This is a genomic window from Buttiauxella cochleicola, from assembly GCF_021282405.1.
Lineage (GTDB): Bacteria > Pseudomonadota > Gammaproteobacteria > Enterobacterales > Enterobacteriaceae > Buttiauxella > Buttiauxella massiliensis.
Window position 1 is genome coordinate 336,950 of record NZ_JAJSOU010000003.1, and the last position, 18,133, is coordinate 355,082.

Annotated in this window: 15 protein-coding genes; 12 read left to right on the plus strand and 3 right to left on the minus strand. The window is 47.1% G+C overall.

All coding sequences use genetic code 11. The annotated features are described in order from the left end of the window. The first annotated feature begins 1 nt into the window (after nucleotide 1). The 7 genes from fucI to LVQ79_RS05890 all read left to right on the plus strand — a co-directional run bounded on the left by fucI (nucleotide 2) and on the right by LVQ79_RS05890 (nucleotide 8,705). On the plus strand, nucleotides 2-1,789 hold the full coding sequence (fucI, locus tag LVQ79_RS05860; RefSeq protein ID WP_232864228.1) for an L-fucose isomerase: 1,788 nt from the start codon (nucleotides 2-4) through the stop codon (nucleotides 1,787-1,789). Nucleotides 1,790-1,876: 87 nt separating this feature from the next. After that, entirely contained in the window at nucleotides 1,877-3,340 is a 1,464-nt protein-coding gene (fucK, locus tag LVQ79_RS05865) for an L-fuculokinase (RefSeq protein WP_232864229.1), read from the plus strand. Nucleotides 3,341-3,342: 2 nt separating this feature from the next. Continuing rightward, nucleotides 3,343-3,765: an L-fucose mutarotase gene (fucU, locus tag LVQ79_RS05870; protein WP_151994879.1), complete on the plus strand. Its 423-nt coding sequence runs from the start codon at nucleotides 3,343-3,345 to the stop codon at nucleotides 3,763-3,765. Nucleotides 3,766-3,830: 65 nt separating this feature from the next. Continuing rightward, a complete protein-coding gene (fucR, locus tag LVQ79_RS05875) occupies nucleotides 3,831-4,538 on the plus strand; it encodes an L-fucose operon activator (RefSeq protein WP_151994880.1) in 708 nt (235 codons plus the stop codon). Nucleotides 4,539-5,193: 655 nt separating this feature from the next. After that, nucleotides 5,194-7,323, plus strand: a complete 2,130-nt coding sequence (locus LVQ79_RS05880; protein ID WP_232864230.1) for an EAL domain-containing protein — start codon at nucleotides 5,194-5,196, stop codon at nucleotides 7,321-7,323. A gap of 51 nt (nucleotides 7,324-7,374) precedes the next feature. Then, nucleotides 7,375-8,058 carry an EAL domain-containing protein gene (locus LVQ79_RS05885; protein WP_232864231.1) on the plus strand — a complete coding sequence of 228 codons (684 nt, stop codon included), beginning with the start codon at nucleotides 7,375-7,377 and terminating at the stop codon, nucleotides 8,056-8,058. 35 nt (nucleotides 8,059-8,093) lie between these two features. Further along, nucleotides 8,094-8,705: a helix-turn-helix domain-containing protein gene (locus LVQ79_RS05890; RefSeq protein ID WP_232864232.1), complete on the plus strand. Its 612-nt coding sequence runs from the start codon at nucleotides 8,094-8,096 to the stop codon at nucleotides 8,703-8,705. A gap of 14 nt (nucleotides 8,706-8,719) precedes the next feature. On the opposite strand, the gene LVQ79_RS05895 is transcribed toward LVQ79_RS05890, so the two are convergent. Both LVQ79_RS05895 and melR read right to left on the minus strand, forming a co-directional pair. Then, nucleotides 8,720-9,157 carry a class I SAM-dependent methyltransferase gene (locus tag LVQ79_RS05895; protein WP_502258307.1) on the minus strand — a complete coding sequence of 146 codons (438 nt, stop codon included), beginning with the start codon at nucleotides 9,155-9,157 and terminating at the stop codon, nucleotides 8,720-8,722. Nucleotides 9,158-9,736: 579 nt separating this feature from the next. Then, nucleotides 9,737-10,663: a transcriptional regulator MelR gene (gene melR, locus LVQ79_RS05900; protein WP_232864233.1), complete on the minus strand. Its 927-nt coding sequence runs from the start codon at nucleotides 10,661-10,663 to the stop codon at nucleotides 9,737-9,739. Nucleotides 10,664-10,944: 281 nt separating this feature from the next. On the opposite strand from melR, the gene LVQ79_RS05905 reads away from it, so the two are divergent. From LVQ79_RS05905 to LVQ79_RS05915, 3 genes are all read left to right on the plus strand, one after another. Next, nucleotides 10,945-12,300, plus strand: coding sequence for an alpha-glucosidase/alpha-galactosidase (locus LVQ79_RS05905; protein ID WP_232864234.1), 1,356 nt, complete (start codon nucleotides 10,945-10,947; stop codon nucleotides 12,298-12,300). Between the two features lie 84 nt (nucleotides 12,301-12,384). Continuing rightward, nucleotides 12,385-13,812, plus strand: coding sequence for a melibiose:sodium transporter MelB (gene melB / locus LVQ79_RS05910; protein ID WP_232864235.1), 1,428 nt, complete (start codon nucleotides 12,385-12,387; stop codon nucleotides 13,810-13,812). Nucleotides 13,813-13,814: 2 nt separating this feature from the next. Further along, complete coding sequence (locus tag LVQ79_RS05915; protein WP_232864236.1) at nucleotides 13,815-14,069, plus strand: SemiSWEET transporter; 255 nt, start codon at nucleotides 13,815-13,817, stop codon at nucleotides 14,067-14,069. 84 nt (nucleotides 14,070-14,153) lie between these two features. Here LVQ79_RS05915 and LVQ79_RS05920 read toward each other — a convergent pair whose 3' ends face one another. Next, nucleotides 14,154-15,149: a LacI family DNA-binding transcriptional regulator gene (locus LVQ79_RS05920; protein ID WP_172893312.1), complete on the minus strand. Its 996-nt coding sequence runs from the start codon at nucleotides 15,147-15,149 to the stop codon at nucleotides 14,154-14,156. A 272-nt stretch (nucleotides 15,150-15,421) separates the two neighbouring features. Here LVQ79_RS05920 and LVQ79_RS05925 point away from each other — a divergent pair, with 272 nt between their 5' ends. Together LVQ79_RS05925 and LVQ79_RS05930 are read left to right on the plus strand one after the other, a co-directional pair. Next, complete coding sequence (locus LVQ79_RS05925) at nucleotides 15,422-16,663, plus strand: MFS transporter (protein WP_232864237.1); 1,242 nt, start codon at nucleotides 15,422-15,424, stop codon at nucleotides 16,661-16,663. A 21-nt stretch (nucleotides 16,664-16,684) separates the two neighbouring features. Beyond that, on the plus strand, nucleotides 16,685-18,112 hold the full coding sequence (locus LVQ79_RS05930; RefSeq protein WP_232864238.1) for a glycoside hydrolase family 32 protein: 1,428 nt from the start codon (nucleotides 16,685-16,687) through the stop codon (nucleotides 18,110-18,112). Nucleotides 18,113-18,133: the final 21 nt, after the last annotated feature.

An 18,133-nucleotide genomic window follows, 5' to 3' on the forward strand; every position in this document is an offset into this window, starting at 1 on the left:
AATGAACAGCCAACACCAGTCTAAAAATTTACCAAAAATTGGTATTCGCCCTGTGATTGATGGTCGCCGTATGGGGGTACGTGAATCACTGGAAGAGCAGACCATGAATATGGCGAAAGCCACGGCAGCACTGCTGAGCGAACAACTTCACCATGCCTGTGGTTCACCGGTTGAATGCATTATCGCTGATGGCTGCATCGCCGGAATGGCAGAGTCAGCAGCTTGTGACGACAAATTCAGTAAACAGAATGTTGGCCTTACCATTACTGTGACGCCTTGCTGGTGTTATGGCAGTGAAACCATCGATATGGACCCGTTCCGCCCGAAAGCTATCTGGGGGTTCAATGGTACAGAGCGTCCTGGCGCAGTTTATCTGGCCGCGGCGTTAGCTGCCCACAGCCAAAAAGGGATCCCCGCGTTCTCAATCTATGGCCATGACGTACAAGATGGCGGCGATGAATCTATTCCTGCGGATGTACAAGAAAAACTGCTGCGTTTTGCCCGGGCAGGCCTGGCTGTGGCGAGTATTAAAGGCAAAAGCTATATGTCTCTGGGTGGCGTTTCAATGGGGATTGCAGGTTCCATTGTGGACCACAATTTCTTTGAATCCTGGCTGGGCATGAAGGTGCAGTCTGTTGATATGACCGAGCTACGTCGTCGTATTGATCAGAAAATTTATGATGAACAGGAACTAGAGCTGGCACTGGCCTGGGCCGATAAAAACTTCCGTTTCGGGCCGGATCTTAACGCGGAACAATACCGCCGTTCCCCTGAAAGCAGCCGCCAGGTATTGCGTGAAAGCTTGCTGATGGCGATGTGTATCCGCGACATGATGCAGGGCAATCCTGCGCTGGCACAAAAAGGTTTTGTTGAAGAATCCCTTGGTTATAACGCCATCGCCGCCGGTTTCCAGGGGCAACGTCACTGGACGGATCAATACCCGAATGGTGATACCGCTGAAGCCTTGTTAAATAGCTCCTTTGACTGGAATGGGGTGCGCAAGCCGTATGTGCTTGCGACCGAAAATGACAGTCTGAACGGTGTGGCAATGTTGTTTGGGCATATGCTCACGGGTACGGCCCAGGTATTCGCTGACGTGCGTACATACTGGTCCCCAGAAGCGGTGAAACGCGTAACCGGTACCGATTTGACCGGGCATGCTGAGCAAGGAATTATCCATTTAATTAACTCCGGTTCCGCAGCACTTGATGGTTCATGTCGCCAGCTTGATGAGCAGGGCAAGCCAACCATGAAGCCGCATTGGAAAATCAGCAAGAAAGAGGCTGATGACTGCCTGCAAGCTACCGAATGGTGCCCGGCCATCCATGAATATTTCCGTGGCGGCGGTTATTCATCACGCTTCCTCACTCGCGGTGGCGTGGCATTCACGATGTCCCGTATCAATATTATTAAGGGCATTGGGCCGGTCTTGCAGATTGCGGAAGGTTGGAGCGTTGAGCTGCCAAAAGATGTGCATGACATTCTGGATAAACGCACTAATGAAACATGGCCAACCACATGGTTTGCCCCACGCCTGACAGGCAAAGGCCCATTCACTGATGTTTACTCTGTGATGGCAAATTGGGGCGCTAATCACGGTGTGCTGACTATTGGGCATGTGGGTGCTGACCTTATTACCCTTGCGTCAATGCTGCGCATTCCAGTGTGTATGCATAACGTGGAGGACGGTGACATTTATCGCCCATCTTCATGGGGTGCTCATGGTATGGATGTGGAAGGCCAGGACTATCGCGCCTGCCAAAACTACGGGCCACTGTATAAAAAATAATGCTCCAAGGGGCTGCTTATAACCAAGCCCCTTTGTCGCCTCCCTTTGTTTGAGGGGGGCACATTTATACTTATCAAAGGAAGCATCATGAATCGTGATGTGGTGATTATTCTGGACTGTGGCGCCACTAACATCCGTGCCATTGCCGTGGATTCGCAAGGCAATGTGGTCGCTAAAGCGGCTTTACCCAATGTAAGTCTTGCTGCTGAAGAAAATGACCAATGGCACATTTGGTCGCTCGATGACATTTTGCAGCGCTTTTCCGACTGCTGTATGCAAATTATTCCGCAGCTCAAAGGCGATAAAATTCACGCGTTGAGTGTCACAACATTTGGTGTGGATGGCGCGCTGGTGGATGTTCAAGGGGAGCTCATTTATCCGATAATTAGTTGGAAATGCCCCCGCACGTCAGAAATTATGGAAAAAATTGACCGCTACATTACCCCCGGTGAGCTACAAACTATTTCGGGTATCGGTCAATTCAGCTTTAACACCTTATATAAACTTATCTGGCTAAAAGAAAACCGCCCTGAGTTGCTGGAAAAAGCGCACGCCTGGCTATTTATCTCTTCATTGATTAATCAGCGGCTAACGGGCGAATTCACGACCGACCGCACGATGGCAGGAACTAGCCAATTATTAGATGTTCGGCAGGAAATCTTCAGCAAGACTATTTTTCAGCGTACCGGCCTGCCAATAGAGCTGTTTCCACGTCTTGTCGCCGCAGGCGAGCATATCGGCAATCTCTTACCTCATATGGCACAACGCCTTGGAATACCAGCGGGAACAGCGGTTATTTCTGCCGGGCATGATACCCAGTTTGCGTTGTTTGGTTCTGGCGCAGGTTTAGATCAACCAGTGCTTTCATCTGGAACCTGGGAAATCCTGATGGTACGCACCCCGCAGGTTAACACCTCATTGCTGCCACGTTTTGCAGGTTCAACATGTGAGCTTGATAGCTGTTCTGGCCTGTTTAATCCCGGTTTGCAATGGCTGGCCTCCGGTGTTCTGGAATGGGTTCGTAAGCTGTATTGGCCGGATGGCACATTGCCTGCTGTATATGAGCAGATGATCGCTGAAGCCAAAACGATCCCACCAGGCTGCGAAGGTTTACGTATGAACTGCCAACTTCTCGACAGGCGCGAGCAGGCAGGCTGGAGTGGTGTGCATCTACATACAGAACGCGGTCATTTCTATCGCTCAGCGTTAGAGAGTCTTTCATGGCAGCTACAGCAAAACTTGTTAGTGCTGGAAGATATCGGCGGTTTTAAAGCTCAAGAGTTGCTGCTGGTTGGGGGAGGGAGCCGAAACCCACTGTGGAACCAAATTAAAGCGGATGTCCTCAATCTACCTATCAAAGTATTACAAGATGCGGAAACCACCGTTCTGGGAGCGGCAATGTTTGCCTGGAGTGGTGTCAACTTTTACACCTCACCAGAACAAGCACGTCAGCAAGTTAACTATCGCTACCAGTCTTATTATCCAGGCAAGCAAAGCGCGCAATATCGAGACCTCGCTTGCCAGTGCTCCGAAATATTCGAAGAGGTTTAACGATGTTAAAAACCATATCTCCATTAATTTCTCCTCAGCTACTTAAAACATTGGCCGAAATGGGTCACGGCGATGAAATCATTTTTTCAGATGCGCATTTTCCTGCCCATAGCATGGGCCCGAATGTTATCCGCGCCGATGGTTTAAAAGTGAGCGAGTTACTGGCCGCAATTATTCCGTTATTTGAACTCGATAGTTACGCGCCCCCGCTCGTCATGATGGCGGCAGTTGAAGGCGATGAATTAGATCCATGTGTTGAAACCCGGTATTTGCAGGCTTTATTTGGTGAAAAGCCGCAACATAAGGTCAGCCGTATTGATCGCTTTGCATTCTATGAACGAGCGCAGCAGGCATTTGCGATCGTCATCACAGGTGAGACCGCTAAATACGGGAATATTCTGTTAAAAAAAGGGGTTACACCGTAGTCTCAGACTCCTTGTTTTGCCATGCGCCACTGGCGCATGGTTGTTTCAGGTAGAGGAGAGGGCTTGTGAAAACGGTGCGCCATGCGGCTATAGTAGAACTCATTCGACAACATGAAACCCTGACAACTGAAGATCTCGCCGAGCTATTAAAGGTCAGTAAAGAAACCATCCGTCGTGATCTGAATGCTTTACAGACGCAGGGGAAAATCATTCGCCAGCATGGGCGAGCTAAGAGCATCAAGCGCGACACTCATGACAGTGGAGACCCATTTAGCGCTCGCCTCAAAAGCCATTTTGCCAGCAAGGCCGATATTGCGCGCCAGACACTACCGTGGATTAGTGCTGGAATGACCATCGCACTGGATGCAAGTTCAACATGTTGGTATCTGGCAAAACAACTCCCGGATATTGATATCACTGTTTTTACCAATAGTGTGCGTATTTGCCAGGAACTGGCAAAATGGAAAAATATACAGCTCATTAGTTCTGGTGGCTTGCTACAACGTAAATATGCTTGTTACGTCAATCCTGCAATTATTTCCCAACTTAAAGAACTGGATATCGATCTGTTTCTTTTCTCTTGTGAGGGAGTTGATAAGGATGGCGTGCTATGGGATTCCAATGCTTACAATGCGGAATTTAAATCATTACTCATGAAGCGCGCAGCGCAATCTTTATTGCTTATCGACAAGAGTAAAATAAATAGAACCAGTGAAATAAAAATCGGCTGCGTGGAAGATGTTGTACTGGTTATTTCAAATCAAAATGCCTAGCGCATTCACAGGTTATTAATTCAATATAATAATGTGATCTACAAAAGCAACTCTCCTGCTTGCCAGGACAGGAGTTGTAAATTCATTTTTCCAAAATGAATTAATACGGCCAACTTGAGTTGAATGTTGAAACACTGTGCTTGCGGCAAATAAATATGTGTAACAAACACTTACACTATTGTTCGTTTATTGATCTTTTAATTATTAGACTGCATTCGTTCCTCCGTAATATCTTGAAGTAATTATTCGAATTTAATTTTCTGTAATTAAAAAAACCACACAATTCAAATTAACATTTTTTTAAAACTTAATCACATAACTAAACAAATTGATAGGTTTTATCGATCTATTACCGGCGAATGATCTATAAGACCTATTGATTAAATCTATCGAAATTAATTTATTGATCGTTTATATCGATCTGTGTTTATATATTAAGCATGCTAATGGCTTTCTGGCTAACACCACTCTAACAATTGTGTTTGCATTGCGTCATAACTAGCAAAATGTATGCATCTTTCCGGCAACACTAATTAATAAGAAACTCTGATGAATTATAACTCATACAAAAAATTCAGCATTTGGAAATATTCGGAATTTTTATAAATATAGTTTTCAGTCAGGCAATAAATGTCCAAAAAAGAGTATTTTTGAGATGAGTACATGGTTTCAGAACACTTTTATTTATCAGCTCAACAACAGTCGGATTTTGTTATTCAATAACCGAGTTATAAAGTCTATTGTCGCAAGCTCCTTAGCTATTGTCCCCTTTGCCATCATCCGTGCATTACTTCTTGTTGGCTCAATCGTCTGTAACCAGCTGGGGTGGGGGAGTTTTTCGGTACAGTTGTTCCAGTTACAAGAAACGCTTACAGAATTTATGCCCATCGCAATAAATGCCTTTATGGCTTTACATTGGGCAATTCGTAATCGTTATTCAGTTATCCACTTTTTGACTATTAATTTCTGTAGCTTGCTATTTATTAGCAGGGTTATCAGTAATGATAAGCTTTTCTTCTTTGATATTACTGTTCCCTTAGCTTTACTTTCAGGCATTACGGTCAATTTATTGCTGGAAAAAACTATCGCTTTAGTGGATTCAGTTGATTTCCTGAAAAGCAAAAGCCGAAAAACATCAGCTCTTTTCTTCTGTTCTGTACTCATTATCACCTTTTCCACATTGATTATTGGCGTGGTAGCCCACTCCATTTACCTTTTAATTTTTCCCGTAATATCGCAAACGCTACTGCACTCTTACCCTGATAACTTCATCGATGGGTTGATTTATATTGTTCTTCGCTGCATACCGTGGTTCTTTGGTATTCATGGGTATTTTATTTGTGCCGATATTGATGCCGGGTTTATTGCCGAAATGAATAGCAATATTGCTGCCTGGCATGCAGGGCAAGGGCAGCTAAATATTATTAGCCCCGTTTTTTATAATATCTGGTGCACCATGGGTGGCACAGGAAATACCCTGGGAATGTTGCTATGCATATTGTTGAATAAAAAATCTCCGCACAGGAATTTGCTTGGCTTATCGCTTCCGCTGTCGCTGTTTAATGTGAATGAACCATTAATCTTTGGCTTGCCGATAGTCATGAACCCCTTGCTGATTATCCCTTTTGTTCTGGTGCCAGCTGTGTCCTATACAATAGCGTACACTGCAACTGTCTGGCATCTGGTGCCCCCGGTTTCTGAAGCGGTAAACTGGAGCGTTCCACCTATTTTGAGCACCTGGCTTGCCACTGGGGGATCGGTCTCCGCCATTATACTGAATATCGTTATTATTGGCGTAAGCGCGCTTATCTACACACCATTTGTTAGAAAATGGTCTATTAGCAAACTAAAAACCCCTGAGTTGAATTTGTTTTTACCACCAACAAATTTAGACCTGGTTCCTGGGCATACGCTGCAGTCCGAAGAAAAATCTTATCTTGATGCACTGAGCAAGGTGCAACACTTACAATCGAGTGGTCATTTCATTCTTTATTTTCAGCCTCAGGTACGGATCTCCGACCGTCGCATTATTGGGGTTGAGGCATTAATCCGCCATCAGGGTGAAGATGGTAAAATTACGCCACCTACTTTCCTACAATATTATGATCGCCTCAAAGCGATGGCAGATATAGATTTCTGGGTTATCGAGCAATCTGTTAATTATCTACATCATCATCTTCAAGAATTTAATGAAATGACTCTGTCGGTCAATGTCTCGGCGCAGACACTGCTGGACAAGAGATTATTTAAAGTGATATCCCAAGTGCTGGAAAAACCTTTACCTCCAGGCTGGACTCTTGAGATGGAAATTACAGAGTCACAAGCTGTTATCGACCCGGTAAATGTGGCCTCGGTGCTGACAAAATTAAAATCAATGGGGATTCGTATTGCTCTTGATGATTTTGGAGCCGGGTACTCGACACTGAATTATCTGACACGATATCCGCTCGACAAGATAAAGCTTGATCGTTCACTTGTGCAGGGGCTAGCTGAAAATGGTGGGCTGCAGTTTTTAAAACAAGTCACCAGACTGTGCCGACTCACGCACTGCAATCTTGTTATTGAAGGTGTTGAAACTGAAGATGAGCTGCGCCAGGTTCTTATTGAAGGGATTGAAACAGACCAGGAACTTGCCCAGGTTCGCTCTGTTGGTATCGAACTGGCACAAGGGTTCCTTTTCTGGCGTCCGTTACCAGTTGAAAAATTATGCCAGGTCCTGAAAGAAAATCATCATTGCTCTAATAATGTTTCAACCTATGAAAAGGAGCTGCAATTAACATCATGATGTTAAAGCGAGGCTTACTCTCACACGGATGTTTTTTTGTACATATTGAACATGGCTCAACCTGTAATCTCATCACGTACAGATTTATACTATCATGAAGTCCTTATTAGGATCAGAAACAAAGATGGAAAGCTCTTATTTCCTGACGCATTTCTTCCTATTGCAGAACAAGCTGGGATTCTTGCTCAGTTAGATATGACTGTTATTGAACAAACATTCAGATTTATACAGTCACTTGATGAATCAAAATCTGAAAGTAAATTTAGTATTAATTTAGCCCCACGGATGCTTCATCATATCTATTTTATTAACCATTTGACGGTGCTATTCAAGAAGTATGAAATATCACCGGGCAGAATTATTTTTGAAATCGTCGAAACGGACATTATTGATACTAAAGTAGTCGCTTTAAAGCTTGAAAAGATGCGCAGTCTTGGTTGCAAGATAGCCATTGATGACTTTGGTACCGGTTGCTCCAGCTATTCTCGCCTGGAAGAAATAGAAGCTGATATTCTTAAGATAGATGGGTCTTTTATCCGCAAGATTCTTCATGATGACTTAAATCACTTTTTAGTTAGATCTTTCTGCACCGTTGCTAAAATCAAAAAAATGCAGGTCGTTGCAGAATTTGTTGAAAATGAAGAGATCAAGCAAGAGCTAATAAGAATAGGTGTAGATTGGTTACAGGGATACCACACGGGTAAGCCAGTGCCAATTGAAGAAGTAATACTTTAAATTAATCCAGAAGGTATTAATAGGGCACTTATAATATGAACAGTCGAAGGGATATCTCGCACTCAGTAAAAGTAGTCGGTGAAGAGATAGAAAAATGTAAATATGCATTTTTTGCACTTAGAAAAAAGGGGCAGCACGTAGACCTTATTCAGGATAATCAGGTTGCATTCCTTAAATCGGGCATTGTTACTATTCATCGTATTGAAGATGGGCTACTGACTAACTCTATTAAAGCGCCCGCAGTTATTGGGCTTGGGCATATACATGATATTGGGCTGACACATTTCATTCAGTGTAAAAGCGAATGTTCTATGTGGATACTTGATTCGAATATTGCTTTTGATTTATTTACAGAGAATAATTTATGGCAAGATGCTTTTTTTATAATCAGAAAGTATTTATATATCTGCATGCCTAAAGGAAAACTAATTCATAAATCATCAGCCAGGGAAATCGTTGTTGAACATTTGAAGGAAATTTGGGCTTTAGGTGAACCAGAAAGACACACAACTTCTGTGTACAATTTTATTCTTTCCAGAAATAATATATCGAGGAGTGCCGTTCAGAAGGTTGTAAGAGAGCTAGAAGGCTCAGGAGATATAAAATTTTACCGCGGGAAATTGATTGAATTGAATGAGATGGCTTGATTTTTAACACATCATCATTCCTGTGATGGCTTACAACAAATAGTGGCATGATCCCACCATGGATTATGATTCAGGTCGGTATAAATGATAGAGAATCCCTGATTGCTGATCTCTTCTTCCAGCTGCTTAAGATGGCAGACATCGCCTTGGGTAAAATGCCCTTTAAGCCCAAGTGTCAAAAATCGCTCTATTGCCCACTCAATTGCGGTTTGTGAAATATCAACACCGGATACTTCATAGCCATGCTCTGCCATATATTGGGAAGACATTGCACCATTTCCACAGCCTAATTCCAGAAACGAAGCTCCGGGGGAGGGTAGGATACTACGTTGTTTTAATTCTTGCAGAATGACAGTTAATTGTTGATGAGCTCGCTTATAACCTTTACCAGCCCACGCCTGCGCGCCATTTTGCTTTAATAATTGATACTGCTCTTCATAGATATTCATCATAACCACCGTTTTGCCAATTAAAAACAGGATACGCTGTCGGTACTATCCCTAAATTGGCACTCTGTGTACAACGATGATCCCTTGAAATTTGATCTGGATTGAATTGGTTGCGAATAGTCTAAGAAGGGGGGCTTTTGGAGGATAAGAAAACTAATTTCATTGCTGTAACCGTTGTGGTAACGGTGTAGTGCTGATCAATAACTAACTGGGCAGCCTCAAGTCTGAACTCTGGGCTAAAATTACGTCTGCTATTTCTGGACATTGTGTCACTTGTCTTGACTATGATGCGATGATATCGCCTCGATTCAGGGGGCCAGATTTAGTATTCCACTTCATAAAAATGATCATTAATTCCGCAACCAGATTGCGCCCTACAACCTAAATCCGGACTCAATAATCATTATCTTCTGTAAAGTGATTAGCGGCAATTAGTCTTCACACTATGAAACATAGCCTCCTGGGAGACGATTTTGTAACGCTGCCTTTACCCTTAACGTGAGTTTTCGTACAACTGAGCGTCAGACCCCTTTACCAACTAAAACTGGACGTAAGCGCATAATTTTTAAGCGCCCCGGCTGATTAGCCGGCACCTCTTAACTGGCGCAGCTTGCGATAATTCTGCGGCGACATCCCGACATATTTGTTAAATGTGCTGTAGAAACTGCTGCTGGAGTGGAACCCAGCGGTGAGGGCAATATCCAGAATCGACTTGTCCGTATCACTAAGAAGTGCCCGTACATGGTTAATGCGCATCGCCGTGATGTATTGCTTCATGGTGAGCTGCATCACACGCTGGAATATACCCATTGCATAATTCGGGTTGAGTTTGACGTGTTCAGCAACCTGTTCGATGGTCAACGCCTGGTCGTAATTCTCGCCGATAAATTCCAGCATTTGGCTGACATAAAATTGCGCATGGCGTGACACATTGTTGCCGCTGCTGCGTGTACGGGCGGGTTTATTCACCAGAATCGGCTGCCAACCCGACAGGCTAAAACGCTTGAACATCAGGCAAATTTCATCGATGGCTAACTGGCGAATTTGTTCGTTGGGGCTTTTGATCTCCTCCTGCCAGCGCTGCACTTCAAAGGGGCTGAGCTGCTGTGCGGTCAGGGACTTAAGTACCGTGCCGTGGGTGATATGGTTAATAAGCTGCCGGTCCAGCGGCCAGGAAAGAAACAGGTGCATGGGAAGACTAAAGATAGCCATATTCTTGCAGTCGCCAGGGCGGGTGAGCTGATGTGGGGTACAGGCCCAAAATATCGTGATATGCCCCTGTTTAATCTGCACCGCTTCATTGTTAATCAAATATTCTACGTCGCCATCAAACGGCACATTCACCTCGACCTGCCCGTGCCAGTGGCAGGCTTCCATACTCCGCGGCCTGCGCAGCTCGATATCCATGCGTTGGTATTCGGAGTAGAGCGACAAAGGGCTGCGCGTATTGCTATCGGTACTGCTGCACATATGCGGGTCTGGTGGCAGGCAATTTGGGATGATGTCCATTGTTCTCTCCGTTTCCTGAATTGTCAGAAATACTGGCACAAAACTCTTTGGGTGACTGTGAGAGCGGCACAAATTTGGCGATAGAAGCGTGCGTTTTTAAACCGATAAGCCGGTATTCTCTGCTTTCCTGGTAAAAAACTCCGGAAAACTCAGATTTAAGCGCGGGGTGAAACCAATCTGAGCTTTCCGGAATGCTAAGCGAGGAAGAGGGAGGAGAACGGGCACCTGGCGTGCCAGGCTAGCGGGGTTCACTCATGCCACGTATGCCACGGAGAAAGAAAATGTCAGCACCCAAAATTACCTTTATCGGCGCAGGCTCGACGATTTTTGTAAAAAATATTCTCGGAGATGTTTTTCATCGTCCGGCGCTGAAATCGGCCCATATCGCCTTGATGGATATTGATGAGACGCGTCTGGAAGAGTCGCACATTGTGGTACGCAAACTGATGGATTCAGCAGGTGCCTGCGGAAAAATCACCTGTCATACCGACCAGAAACAAGCCCTTCAGGATGCCGATTTCGTGGTAGTCGCTTTCCAGATTGGCGGGTACGAACCCTGCACCGTCACGGACTTCGCTGTCTGTAAACAGCACGGACTGGAACAAACCATTGCTGATACGTTAGGCCCCGGCGGCATTATGCGTGCCCTGCGTACCATCCCGCATTTATGGCAGATATGTGAAGATATGACACAAGTCTGCCCCGATGCCACGATGCTTAACTACGTGAACCCGATGGCGATGAACACCTGGGCGATGTACGCGCGCTACCCGCAGATTAAACAAGTGGGGCTGTGCCACTCGGTGCAGGGCACGGCTGAAGAGTTAGCGCGTGATTTATCGCTCGATCCGGCTTCGTTGCGCTATCGCAGCGCCGGTATCAACCATATGGCGTTTTATCTCTCGCTTGAGAAAAAAAATGAGCAGGGCGAGTACGTCAGTATTTATCCGGATCTGCTGCGAGCCTACGAAAGTGGGGAAGCGCCGAAGCCTAACCTGCATGGTAATCCACGCTGTGAAAATATCGTCCGCTACGAGATGTTTAAAAAGCTGGGCTATTTCGTAACTGAATCTTCTGAGCACTTTGCGGAATATACGCCGTGGTTTATTAAGCCCGGGCGCGAAGACCTGATTGAGCGTTATAAAGTCCCGTTGGATGAGTACCCAAAACGTTGTGTTGAGCAACTGGCTAACTGGCGCAAGGAGCTTGAAGAGTACAAAACGGCAGAAAGCATCGATATCAAGCCATCTCGTGAATATGCCAGCACCATTATGAACGCGCTGTGGACCGGCGAGCCGAGTGTTATCTATGGCAACGTGCGCAACGATAACCTTATCGACAACCTGCCGCAGGGCTGCTGTGTTGAAGTGGCGTGCCTGGTGGATGCTAACGGAATTCAACCGACCCGTGTTGGCACACTGCCGTCGCATCTGGCTGCACTTATGCAAACTAATGTGAATGTTCAGACCTTACTGACCGAAGCGATTTTGACAGAAAATCGCGACCGGGTTTATCACGCTACGCTGCTTGACCCTCATACTTCAGCCGTACTCGGCATCGAAGAGATTTATGCCCTGGTTGATGACCTGATTGCTGCACACGGTGATTGGTTACCGGCCTGGCTTCATCGCGCATAATTCAGTACGCCGGGCGTGAGGCCCGGCTTCTCGCATATCTAATAACAGAAGGAGGGCACTGGTAACAGTGACCCGGTACCCTATATGAGCATATCAATTACAACAAAACTCAGTTATGGATTTGGGGCGTTCGGTAAAGATTTCGCTATTGGCATCGTTTACATGTACCTGATGTATTACTACACCGATATTGTAGGTTTATCGGTGGGCGTGGTGGGCACGCTGTTTTTAGTCGCAAGGATTTGGGATGCTATCAACGACCCGATCATGGGCTGGATAGTCAACAGTACACGTAGCCGCTGGGGGAAATTTAAGCCGTGGATCCTGGTGGGGACGATTGCCAACTCGATTGTGCTGTTTTTACTGTTCAGTGCGCATCTGTTTGAAGGCACAACGCAGTTAGTGTTCGTCTGCGTGACCTATATCTTATGGGGCATGACCTACACCATCATGGACATTCCATTCTGGTCGATGGTGCCTACCATTACCCTGGATAAACGTGAACGCGAACAATTGGTGCCGTTTCCACGTTTCTTTGCCAGTTTGTCCGGGTTTATCACCGCAGGCATTACGCTACCGTTCGTCAGCTATGTCGGCGGCGAAGACCGTGGTTTCGGCTTCCAGATGTTTACACTGGTGTTGATAGCCTTCTTCATTGCTTCAACCCTCATCACGCTGCGCAACGTAAAAGAGGTCTACTCATCAGACAGTGACGCAACCGCAGACAGTAGCCGCATCAGCTTAAAAGCCATCGTGGGGCTGATCTATAAAAACGATCAGCTCTCTTGCCTGCTGGGTATGGCGCTGGCTTACAACATCGCATCAAACATTATTTCCGGATTTGCGATTTATTACTTCACCTACGTTATCGGTGACGCCAGCCTCTTCCCGTATTACATGTCTTACGCAGGGGCGGCAAACCTGTTAACCCTGATTCTGTTCCCTCGGCTGGTAAAAGCGTTGTCACGCCGCTTACTGTGGGCGGGTGCATCGGTATTGCCGATTCTTGGTGGCGGGGTACTGCTCTGGATAGCGCTGGCGGGGTATCACAATGTGTGGTTGATTTCCATTGCGGGAATTTTGCTCAACGTAGGGACGGCGTTGTTCTGGGTGCTACAGGTCATTATGGTGGCGGACACCGTGGATTATGGCGAGTATAAACTCAATGTTCGTTGCGAAAGCATTGCCTATTCGGTGCAAACGCTGGTGGTAAAAGGGGGCTCGGCATTTGCTGCATTCTTCATCGCTCTGGTCCTTGGCATCATTGGTTATGTACCTAATGTGGCACAGTCTGAAAGCACCGTCGCCGGTATGCAGTTCATCATGATTGCGCTACCTGCGGTCTTCTTCCTGATAACCTTGGTTTTCTACTTCCGCCTCTACAAACTGAATGGCGATATGCTGAGAAAAATACAGATCCACCTGTTGGATAAGTACCGTAAATCTACAGCGCCTGTAGAGCCCCAACCCGTTAGCATCAGCATGGCGAAAACTTCAGACGCGAAGGCGTAATCATGGAATGGGTATCTGTAATTGGTTATATGGCGGCAAGCCTGACGACGTTGTCATTTTTGCCGCAGGCGGTGAAAGTGATTTCCACACGCAACACGCAAGGCATCTCCGGCCTGATGTATGCGATGTTTGTTTGTGGGTTGATGATGTGGTTTTTTTATGGGCTATTAATCAATGACCTGGCTATTAGCGCGGCGAATCTTCTGACATTGCTGTTTGCTCTACCCATCTTGATTATGAAGTACCGCCTGCGCTAATGCATGTCAGATAAGCGAAGGGTTCAAACGGTGGATGACGATAACGTTTATCCACCCTACAACATCCATTGCGTGACCTTTAGATTAGATAGAATTCCGTAGCAGCCACGGGCTATTGACGCGCACGGTATCGCGGTGGGTATCCCCATTGATGATATGCAGTGCGCTCAGACGGCCAATGTCGTAATGGGGAAGTTGTACTGTCGACAACGGTGGGAGAAACAGATCGCCAATTCCCACCATATTGTCATAACCCAGCACAGCCACATCTTGCGGAATGCGGATGCCTCTGGAGAGCAGTACCTGGTAAACCATAAATGCGATGCGGTCGTTACCGCACACCACCGAATCAAAGCGGGGTTTTCCATCAGGCATATGGGCTTCAACCATTGCCGGAATGTCGCGGTAATGTTCATCGCCCAATTCCATGTAATGGTGAATCAAATGATCCGGGTTTACGCCCATTTCACGGCAAGCGTGCTCTAGTCCCTTACGCCGGCGAATCGTGGCCAGATGTTGAGAGGGCAAATGCAGGCACAATGGCTGCCGGTATCCTGCGGTCAGTAACGCTTTCACCCCCTCATATTGCCCTTGTTCGTCGTCAGGAATGTAGCTGGCAACCGGGTCGTGCAAGCTTTCACAGTTGGCCAGTACACAGGGAAGGGTGAGTAACTTTGGTGGTATAGGGACCTGGCGCAGCCCCATCGTGGTGTAGATAATGCCGCCGGGGCGGTGTGACAGCAGCAAATCGACCATCGTCTCCGGGCTATCATCGGAAAACATGTTCACCACAAAACTGTTCCAGCCGTGAGCCCGGGCCGTTTCTTCAATCGATAAGGTAATCTCAACAGAAAAAGGCGTGGTGACCGTATCGAGCGCCAGCACACCGATGGTGTCGGGCGTTGCCCGGGCACCGCGTATCTTTTTAGCAGACAAGTCGGGCACATAATTCAGCTGGCTGATAGCAGCCTGAACGCGTGTCAGGGTGTCGGGTTTAAGCCGTTCCGGGTTGTTTAATGCACGTGACACCGTCATCAATGAGACATTTGCAAGTTTGGCCACATCTTTAAGCGATGCCATAAGTACCTATCCTGATAAGAGAAATTTCAACCCGAGCCCTTTGTGCATCAGGCTATACAACTCAGATTGTGATGTAAAAGGCTGACGCGATATTTTGGGGGACGAGTCGCTGTAATACATCCCTGCCATCGACATGAAAATTTGATCACGATCTCAAACATATCATGTTAACGTTAACTTATGTGATTAACATCATGTCTCATCGCTAAACTTCATGAGATTTCGTTAATGTTAACGTTATCATTTCATCATTGACCCTACATGAGATTGCTTTGATGAAAAAACATCACTCCCGCAGTTATCCGTTATTAAGCGCGTTACTGTTCTTCTTTTTCGTCAGTTGGTCCTCTTCCAGCTCGTTACTTTCTATCTGGTTACACCAGGAAGTGGGTTTAAAAGCTACTGACACCGGCATTATTTTCTCGGTGCTTTCGGTTTCGGCACTCTGCGCGCAGGTTTGTTACGGCTTCATTCAGGACAGGCTAGGGTTAAGGAAGAACCTGCTGTGGTACATCACCGCATTGCTGATTCTATCTGGCCCGGCCTATTTGATTTTTGGCTACCTGCTTAGCGTGAATATTCTGCTGGGGAGCGTTTTTGGCGGCCTGTTTATCGGTTTAACCTTCAATGGCGGGATTGGCGTTCTGGAGTCTTATACCGAAAGGGTGGCACGCCAGAGCACATTTGAATTTGGCAAAGCCCGCATGTGGGGATCACTGGGCTGGGCGGTGGCGACGTTCTTTGCCGGTTTGCTGTTTAATATCAACCCTAAACTTAACTTCCTCGTCGCTTCTTGCTCAGGGTTAGTGTTCTTTTTCCTGTTGATACAGTTAAAAGTCAATACGGCTGCGAGTCTGGAAACAGTCGAACTGGGTGCAGAAAAAGTGAAGATCGCAGATGCTTTGCGCTTAATCACCCTGCCAAAATTCCGGGCGCTGATCTTCTTCGTCGTGGGCACCTGTATTTACGGCGTTTACGACCAGCAGTTCCCGGTCTATTTCGCTTCACAATTTGCCACTTTGCGTGAAGGCAACGCGATGTTTGGCTACCTCAATTCATTCCAGGTGTTTCTGGAAGCGGCAGGAATGTTCTGCGCCCCCTGGTTAGTGAATCGCATTGGCGCGAAGAATGGGCTGATCTTTGCCGGCATGGTCATGGCATTAAGAATGGTCGCATCCGGGTTGGTGGAAGGGCCGGTTCTTATCTCGATAACTAAACTCCTGCACGCGGTGGAGTTGCCTATCCTGCTGGTCTCGATCTTCAAATACAACAGCCTCAATTTTGATAAACGCCTCTCATCAACGCTCTATCTGGTGGGCTTTGCCTGCACCAGCTCAGTGATTGCGGCCTTCCTGTCGCCGCTTGCGGGCTACAGCTATGAAAAATACGGATTTGCCCAGTCTTATCTAATCATGGGGCTGATGGTGTTCTGTACCACTTTTCTTTCGATTTTCTTTTTGCGAGGCAATAAGTCCTCATCCGACGGGCTGCTGTCGCAACCTTCCACCATTTGAATTACCCAAGAGTGAGTTGTCATGACGTTATTGATTGCTAATGCCGAGAAGGCGCTGAACGAAAAACAAGACCAACTGAACATGCGCTGGTATCCACGCTACCACCTTGCTCCGCGAGCGGGTTGGATGAATGACCCCAACGGCTTGGTTTGGTTTGACGGGTGGTATCACGCGTTTTATCAACATCATCCTTACTCCACGAAATGGGGGCCGATGCACTGGGGGCATGCGCGCAGCCGCGATATGCTGCACTGGGAACATTTGCCGGTGGCGCTGGCACCGGTTGGGCCGGAAGACAAAGATGGCTGTTTCTCGGGTTCTGCGGTGGTGAATGCTGATGAACTGGCATTGATTTACACCGGCCATAAATTTCACGGTGATCCAACCAATGACAACAACCTCTACCAGGTGCAGTGCCTGGCAACCAGCAAAGATGGCATCGAATTTTCCCGTCAGGGCCAGGTGATTGACACCCCTGCGGGTCTGCATCATTTCCGCGACCCGAAAGTGTGGCAGGAAGAAGATGCATGGTACATGGTGGTGGGCGCGCGCGTGGGTGATACCGGGCAGGTCAGGCTCTACCGTTCCGAGTGCTTACGACGCTGGAAAGAAGAGGGTGTGCTGGCCGAAGCGGGCGAGGGCATGGGCTTCATGTGGGAATGCCCGGACTTCTTCACTCTTAACGGCAAACAGATCCTGATGTTCTCGCCACAGGGTATGGCGGCTCAGGGTTATGAAAATCGTAACTTATTTCAGAGTGGTTATCTGGTTGGTCAGTGGCAACCGGGTGCGACTTTCGTGCAACAGAGCACGTTCCAGGAGATGGACCACGGGCACGATTTCTATGCGCCGCAAAGTTTTCTTGCCCCGGATGGCCGCCGCATCGTCATGGGTTGGATGGCCATGTGGGAATCCCCGATGCCGGAACAACAAGACGGCTGGGCAGGCATGCTGACGCTACCACGTGAATTGACACTCACTGCCGATAATCGCCTGCAAATGCGCCCTGCCAGAGAGCTGGAAAACCTACGCCAGAGCTGGTTCAGTTGGCCTGTCAGCACCCTGAGCAACAAAACGCTACCGGTGATGAATAACTGTGAAACCACAGAAGTCATTTTGCAGTGGGAACTGGCCGCCTGCGATGCAGAGCAATACGGCATGGCGCTGGAGGACGGTATGCGCCTGTATGTCGATAACCAGGCACAACGATTGGTTCTGGAGCGCAATTACCCGGAGTTCGGTCTCTGTGGGCAACGGAGCATCCCACTCCCCAATGCAGCAACGTTGAAACTTCGGGTGTTTTTTGACAGTTCATCGGTAGAAGTGTTCGTCAATGACGGTGAAGCTTGTCTGAGCAGCAGGATATATCCGCAGTCACGCCTGTTGAGTCTCTTTGCCTGGTCAGGAAGTGCCGAATTCGTTGAATGTGGAGCCTGGCATTTAGAATAAATAGGGATAAATAAATGCCGC

What these genes read in the sequence shown, in the direction of transcription:
- fucI (WP_232864228.1), top strand. Translation starts at nt 2, where the DNA reads ATGAACAGCCAACACCAGTCTAAAAATTTACCAAAAATTGGTATTCGC.
- fucK (WP_232864229.1), top strand. Translation starts at nt 1,877, where the DNA reads ATGAATCGTGATGTGGTGATTATTCTGGACTGTGGCGCCACTAACATC.
- fucU (WP_151994879.1), top strand. Translation starts at nt 3,343, where the DNA reads ATGTTAAAAACCATATCTCCATTAATTTCTCCTCAGCTACTTAAAACA.
- LVQ79_RS05880 (WP_232864230.1), top strand. Translation starts at nt 5,194, where the DNA reads ATGAGTACATGGTTTCAGAACACTTTTATTTATCAGCTCAACAACAGT.
- LVQ79_RS05885 (WP_232864231.1), top strand. Translation starts at nt 7,375, where the DNA reads ATGGCTCAACCTGTAATCTCATCACGTACAGATTTATACTATCATGAA.
- LVQ79_RS05890 (WP_232864232.1), top strand. Translation starts at nt 8,094, where the DNA reads ATGAACAGTCGAAGGGATATCTCGCACTCAGTAAAAGTAGTCGGTGAA.
- LVQ79_RS05895 (WP_502258307.1), bottom strand. Translation starts at nt 9,157, where the DNA reads ATGATGAATATCTATGAAGAGCAGTATCAATTATTAAAGCAAAATGGC.
- melR (WP_232864233.1), bottom strand. Translation starts at nt 10,663, where the DNA reads ATGGACATCATCCCAAATTGCCTGCCACCAGACCCGCATATGTGCAGC.
- LVQ79_RS05905 (WP_232864234.1), top strand. Translation starts at nt 10,945, where the DNA reads ATGTCAGCACCCAAAATTACCTTTATCGGCGCAGGCTCGACGATTTTT.
- melB (WP_232864235.1), top strand. Translation starts at nt 12,385, where the DNA reads ATGAGCATATCAATTACAACAAAACTCAGTTATGGATTTGGGGCGTTC.
- LVQ79_RS05915 (WP_232864236.1), top strand. Translation starts at nt 13,815, where the DNA reads ATGGAATGGGTATCTGTAATTGGTTATATGGCGGCAAGCCTGACGACG.
- LVQ79_RS05920 (WP_172893312.1), bottom strand. Translation starts at nt 15,149, where the DNA reads ATGGCATCGCTTAAAGATGTGGCCAAACTTGCAAATGTCTCATTGATG.
- LVQ79_RS05930 (WP_232864238.1), top strand. Translation starts at nt 16,685, where the DNA reads ATGACGTTATTGATTGCTAATGCCGAGAAGGCGCTGAACGAAAAACAA.